At 44.8% G+C, this 6,351-nt stretch carries 6 protein-coding genes; 1 reads left to right on the top strand and 5 read right to left on the bottom strand.

What is annotated here, in order from left to right:
* Positions 1 to 13: 13 nt before the first annotated feature.
* From AC4II3_RS19565 to AC4II3_RS19580, 4 genes are all read right to left on the bottom strand, one after another.
* Positions 14 to 1,312: a P-loop NTPase fold protein gene (locus AC4II3_RS19565; protein ID WP_488011925.1), complete on the bottom strand. Its 1,299-nt coding sequence runs from the start codon at positions 1,310 to 1,312 to the stop codon at positions 14 to 16.
* 312 nt (positions 1,313 to 1,624) lie between these two features.
* Complete coding sequence (locus AC4II3_RS19570) at positions 1,625 to 2,596, bottom strand: NAD(P)-dependent alcohol dehydrogenase (RefSeq protein WP_488011923.1); 972 nt, start codon at positions 2,594 to 2,596, stop codon at positions 1,625 to 1,627.
* Positions 2,597 to 2,647: 51 nt separating this feature from the next.
* Positions 2,648 to 3,175: a P-loop NTPase family protein gene (locus AC4II3_RS19575; RefSeq protein WP_488011921.1), complete on the bottom strand. Its 528-nt coding sequence runs from the start codon at positions 3,173 to 3,175 to the stop codon at positions 2,648 to 2,650.
* Complete coding sequence (locus tag AC4II3_RS19580) at positions 3,172 to 3,603, bottom strand: DUF6326 family protein (RefSeq protein ID WP_488011919.1); 432 nt, start codon at positions 3,601 to 3,603, stop codon at positions 3,172 to 3,174. Before AC4II3_RS19580 ends, AC4II3_RS19575 begins: the two co-directional genes overlap by 4 nt.
* Positions 3,604 to 3,819: 216 nt before the next feature.
* On the opposite strand from AC4II3_RS19580, the gene AC4II3_RS19585 reads away from it, so the two are divergent.
* Entirely contained in the window at positions 3,820 to 4,704 is an 885-nt protein-coding gene (locus AC4II3_RS19585; RefSeq protein WP_488011917.1) for a helix-turn-helix domain-containing protein, read from the top strand.
* 158 nt (positions 4,705 to 4,862) lie between these two features.
* Here the strand turns inward: AC4II3_RS19585 and AC4II3_RS19590 are convergent, their stop codons facing one another.
* Positions 4,863 to 6,098: a GNAT family N-acetyltransferase gene (locus AC4II3_RS19590; protein WP_488011915.1), complete on the bottom strand. Its 1,236-nt coding sequence runs from the start codon at positions 6,096 to 6,098 to the stop codon at positions 4,863 to 4,865.
* Positions 6,099 to 6,351: the final 253 nt, after the last annotated feature.

Here is a 6,351-nt window from a genome sequence, read left to right on the forward strand (position 1 = left end):
GCTTACCTGAAACCTAAGAGCTGACGGCTGAATTCTGACTCCCTTGCCACTGTTTCACATCTTCGATAATCATTGGATGCACATCAAACCAGGTATGGTCACCGTAATACCCTAAGACATACTTATTTTGTAAAAGTTCATCACAAATCACCACGTCCCCTTGCTTGGGCAAATGATGGGTATTGGTAGTTAAGCGACCAGTTTCGTGAACAGTAGCCAATTCCGGAAAATGATAGTCATTGATAGTATAGGCTTTACGTTCTTCTTGAATCGCCTCCTTAGCAATGGTTGTGTCTACATATTCCTTTTTTTTCCTTGTGGCCACCTGACAAGCCCCCCGCGCTAGTCGGATTAAATCCCGGATCACACCACCACTCTTTTCAGATAAAAGCTCTAGGGCATCGGGAGTGAATAGATCTGTTTCGTTAATTTTAGCCAATCGTTCGGTAATCACAGACTTCAAGATATCTCGACCAACTTGGTTAGGGGTTGAGGTGGGACAAGAATTGCGATCGCACTGGAATACAGGCAAATTATACAAATCCAAACATTGGAAGCTTTCCATCGGTTGCCGAAAGCTAGGGGAATATCGTAAAGAAATTGGAATGGTGTAGATAATATGACACTCTAATTCTGTGAGGAGTGGACTAGCAAACATTTCCAGGGCGGTGCTATAGTCGTGCCGATCCAGACCATCTACAATGACTAATAATTTTTGCTTGCGGTCTTTTTCAGCGGCTTTGATAATATCGTTAACTCGATCAATAATGTCACTAAGAGCCATGCGAATGTTAAGGGTTTTGGTAATTTCTCGAGTTAATCCCCGTTTGAGAATTAACCCCCATTTTTTTAAAATTTCTGGTAACTCTAACCCATAATTCTCCGTTTCTTTATCTTTATAAATTACGGTGGTCAGGCTATTTTCCAAAGCATCCAGTAAGCGCTGATCCCGATTTGACCACCAGCCTGGTTTAATGGATTGGCGACAAACCTCCATCCCAATCAACACCACTACCTCAGCATAACCAATGTTATAGCGGTCAAGAGCTGTTGCCGTATCAACCCAGATTACAGCATAGTTTTCTGCTAGCTCCTGTTCAATTCGTCGCAATTCCGTTGTTTTTCCACTGCCCCGATGACCAGCTAATAAAAACTTAGCTGGCTGGTCTTCCATTTCCAGAATAGCGATTAAATTTTCTACTGGACTATCCTGTCGCTGGACATAAAAGTCTCTGATTTCCTCTCGTGTCGTCAGGGGTTGCTCTGGGTTAAACAGTTGGTAAGCTGGTTTCCAATACTTGGCGTTGCTCATGGTTAATGGGATTGTCAGCTGTGGGCTTATTCAATCATACTCCCAGTAAAATGCGATCGCGTAGCGTGGCCTACGGCCAATCGCTTACCTGAAGTACGCTACACCAAACAGCTCTTGAACAAAATAAGCATTCAGCTTACGGCTGAATGCTTACGGCAATAGCTCTTATATCATGTTCAGATAATCAGTTATAAAAAACATAGCAACATTTTCGTAGGTAATCTCCCTCCTAATCCCCTGTTCCCTGTTCCCTGTTCCCTGTTCCCTGTTCCCTATTACCTACTATTTATAAGTGTTCAACCGAACATGATATTATTCTAGAGCGACAACCACTTTGCCCTTATGTTTGCCCATACCGAAATACTGGATCATTTCAGGCACTTCACTTAATGGGTAAGGGCCATCTAGGACGGGCTTGAGATCCCCAGCTTCCAAAAGCTTATTGATGTAATCCAAATCCTTGTTTGGTTTGAGATTAACCAGACAGACTCTCTTATTGCCAAATATACGAATGATTGGCTGCAACAGTAATACCTGAAAAAGACAAGCAGTGTCTCCCCCAACCGTTACATAGGTTCCCTGGGGATTCAGTACACGTAGATATTTGAATATCGAGCGATTTGTCTTGGTATCTAGTATCAAGTCGTACCGTTCCTTGCCCTTTGTAAAGTCTTCCTGGGTGTAATCGATGGTTTGGCCAAATCCCACTGAGTGCATCATGTCGAATTTATCCGAGCTATCCACTCCAGTCACGTCAGTCACGCCAATGGATTTGGCGATCTGCACACCTAACGTACCGACACCACCACCTGCACCGTTGATCAATACTTTTTGTCCGGGCTGGATCTGTCCTTCATCAACCAAACCTTGTACTGCCAGCATTGCCCCATGGGGAAGTGCTGTGGCTTCAACAAATGTCATGGAGTCAGGCTTCAAGGCTAAAGCCGTTTCAGGCACACAGACATACTCCGCAAACCCACCAAACCCACATTCAGAAATATCTCCATAGACCGCATCACCAGGTTTAAACTGCGTGACATTGGGGGCGATCGCTTCAACTCGTCCGGCGATTTCAGCACCAGGAATTGGGATGTTTGGCTTAAACAGACCACAGAGCAAACGGATATAAAATGGTGTGCCTCGCATCAGGCACCAGTCCCAGTCATTGATCGCTGTGGCCTGAATTTTGACTAAGACCTCACCCTCCTTCGGCTTTGGTTTTTCTACCTCTTGAAGCTCAAGCACATCTGATGAACCATATTTTGTTAAAACAATAGCTTTCATCAATTTCTATCCCTTTGATCGTGGTGTATTCCATTGCTGATGTGGACGCGCTTAGCCTTCAAATTCTGTAACCATAGTTTGCAAAAAATGCTTTACCTCTTGGGGCGTACGCAAATGGTAAACCTGCTTTGTTGCTTTAGCCGCTTCCACATAAGTCCGGTACTTGGGCGTTAGCTTTTTATGACACAGCCAGATCGTGTTATAGGAATTCAGCGTGCCTTTTACGAGGGGACTATTTTCAGGCCAGCCTTCCGGTGGCACCCAAACACTTTTAACAAATCGCTTTGTGACCCACCAGTAATGTCGCAGCACAGCCATATCCAGATAGACCAGGGTATCGGCTACATCTAGCCGTTGCCACACCGTATCGAGTGAGACAAATCCATCAACGATCCATTGATCCTGTTGCAAGAGGTGATCATGGGCGGCTTTGAACTCGGCATGGGGCACCTCAGCACCGCCCGGTCTATATTTCATGGAATCGAGGTGTACCAGGGGTAATCCAGTTATTTCCGCTAAACGTTTGCTGAGGGTCGATTTGCCAGCGCCAGCATTCCCAAATACTGCAACTCTATTCATACTTCTCTCCTGTGGTGTGGTTCGCGCCATTTCCATACGAACCTAAAAATGATCAGCATTGTCATCACTTCTACTGATGCAAAAAAGACGTAGGAGGGTGGTGTACTGTTCCCAAGTGAGGGCATTAAGGCAGGGACTACAACCCATAGAATAGTGAGAGGAACTGCAATAAAATGTACCCAGCGATTTGCTTTATAAGGCAATATCTGGGAAAGCAAAACCATTGAGATGGGAATTTCCATGAGTACCGCAAATAGCAACACCGCACTACTCGTAAGTTGCTGACTCATTTTATCTAGGAATTCCAGGTATCCAGGGCGTAACATTCCCAGAATGTCAGCGTAGACCATGTTTAAAAGCACAAAAATCCATGCCATTGAAAGCAGCATCTTTCTCTGTCTGTCCACCATTCCTGTATTTGATTTCATTGTTTAAGCACCTTTAATCTGTCTACTTGTATTAATTTAGTTAAATCATTGATGCTCGACTATCTAATTCTGGTGGAACTAGCACGATCTTGCGATCGCACCACATCAGTTAAACAAAGCAAAAATAAGATTAAGAATGGTTGCCTGCCCCCTTGAAATGGCTAATGATAAAGGTTGGGATTGTAATAGTTCGGAAGAATACTCCGGGGTCGTGCCATGTCAAAGCCAGTACCACCAACGACTCAAGCCTCTGTTTCAACGTCTGAATGGTACATCACGCAGCAGTGGGGACCGCTGACAATTCTCCATTGTCGTCATACCTGCCGTTATGAAACGGGTGCCGATCAACTCCATTTCCAGGATGAGCATACTCTGGGATTATTCTTATCGCCGCGTCCTTTTCGGTTTTCCCATCGACAAGAAAGCCACACTGCTGCTGGATTTTACAGCAAAGGTGATTTGTTAATTACACCTGCGGATACTACTCTGTTGACCCATGCTGATGGGGATGTCGAAATTGTACAAATTCGCCTGCAGGACGTTTTTGTGCGGACGGTTGCTGAACAGGCACTGGTTAAAAACAGAGATCGTCTTGAACTGCTGCCAACGTTTCAAACTCGTGATCCTCAGATTGAGGCGATCGCCATGATGCTGCTTTCGGAATTACACCAGGAATCCTCTGGCAGTCAACTGTATATTGATTCCCTCGCAAATGTTTTAGCCATACATTTACTCCGCAACCATACAACGACAAGACCACAGCTTCCCCTTTACGAAGGTGGTTTACCTCAACGTCAACTCCTGAAGGTTCTAGACTACATTGATGCCCATTTAGGTCACGGAATTAAGCTTAGCGAATTAGCCCAACAGGTTGATATGAGCCAATTCCATTTTGGTCGTCTATTCAAGCAATCTCTCGGGGTATCCCCTTATCAATACTTACTTCAACAACGGGTAGAACGAGCGAAGCAATTACTCAAACAAACCGATAACTCGATTGTAGCTATAGCTCTTGATTGTGGGTTCAACAGCCACAGCCATCTAAACCGGAAATTTCGGCAACTGACAGGCATGACACCAAAAGCATATCGAGCTGATTAAGTTATTCTATGCGGTCAGTGCTCAGGGGTCAGTTGTCAGCCTAATGCCTAATGCTTAAAATAAATATCGTTCGTGCATTACCTGATAGCACCTCAAGTAGCGTGCGCGTAGCGCATTAGCTGATAGCTGACCGCTGATAGCTGACCGCTGATAGCTGATTAAAACATATCTGGTATCCAAGGCTCAGATCCAGAAAACAATAATGTTGCTAGTGACAACGCTTCGTTTGTAGCTTTCAAATAACCGGTAAGTTGCAGTTGTCTAGGACTATATAAACCACTATACAAAGACGCTAAGCCTCGGATACTAATTTGAAGATCCCCATTACCTCCTGGAGTAACGTCACCTTGCCCTTGATTAACACGTAAACGAAATCTACCGTTATTAGCCTCAATCAAATCATCCTTAACTTCCAAGTGTAATTCCCCATCGATTCCTACCGGATAACCTCGCTTTTCTAAGGCTTTGGGAACATCAATCACTCGTGATAGCCAGTAATATCGAGTGTCAATTTTCGCCTTTTGTTCTGCTAAAACTAACATTAACGGGTCATGGGGAGAACTATACCAATACACCTGATTGACTAGGGAGCGATGATCAGCGATAAACGTCCAAAAACGCTTGATAGCAGCTGTGCTCAGCAATGCCCAATCGTTAACCGTAATCCGAAGCCCGTGATCGTCTTCCTCTTGAGTAAAAATTATGTAACCTTCTGGTAGAGTTTCTGAACCAATCAGATAGCTATAGATAGTTTCTTCTGGTTTTGCTAGTATTGGTTTCACCAGATTTTCCCAGATAGCTCGATTGCGGTCTAAATTCCCATTATTGGCTTGAGCTTGTTGGTGATAGACCTCCTCGAAGACCTGGTAATTCTCTGGCTCCACTCGATGCATGGGAAGATTGCGATTGGCCTTTGGCCACGCTACGCGATCGCATAACGAAATCGTTTTGGTAGACAATTTCCACAGGCAACGGTTTCCTGCCCGTTCATAGCCTACTTTCCGGTAAAGGGCGTCAGTAGAAGCATATAAGGTAGAAATTGGCACCCCCTGCTCATGGAGTTGCATGATAGTCTCAGCCATTAATTGGTAACCTACCCCTTGACCGCGATACTCTGGCGCTACACCAACCACAGCAATTCCTGCCATGGGCACAGGTTTACCACCGTACCATTGTGCCATCGGATATATTACCAATTGAGCGATCGCGCAGCGTGACCTTTGGTCAATCGCATTTCCAGCTTGGCGGATCACGCGGAAGTTTTCACTACCAAGACGCTCAATGTAAGCCTCACAGTCACTTACGGAAACCCCAAAGCACTGAGATATAATCATCCCAATCTGCTCAAGGTCTTGTGAGTTGCAAACCGGACTATAGTCCAACCCAAGTGTCATATTAAAGAAGCTTGTATTACATATACTACTATAATACAAACTTCCCTTGATGGTGATCAATACCAATCGGATTTGAATCTTTTAGTAACGATAAAAAATCGAATCGTGCCTGCGCCTGGGAGAATAGATTCTGACTCCCCTACGATTACGATAGTAGATTTCATCGTCCCTGCGCTTGGGAGAATAGACTCGCCCACGCCCACGCCTAGGAGAATAGATTCGCACCCCCCCACGCCTAGGAGAATAGATTCGC

The organism is Moorena sp. (assembly GCF_982860115.1).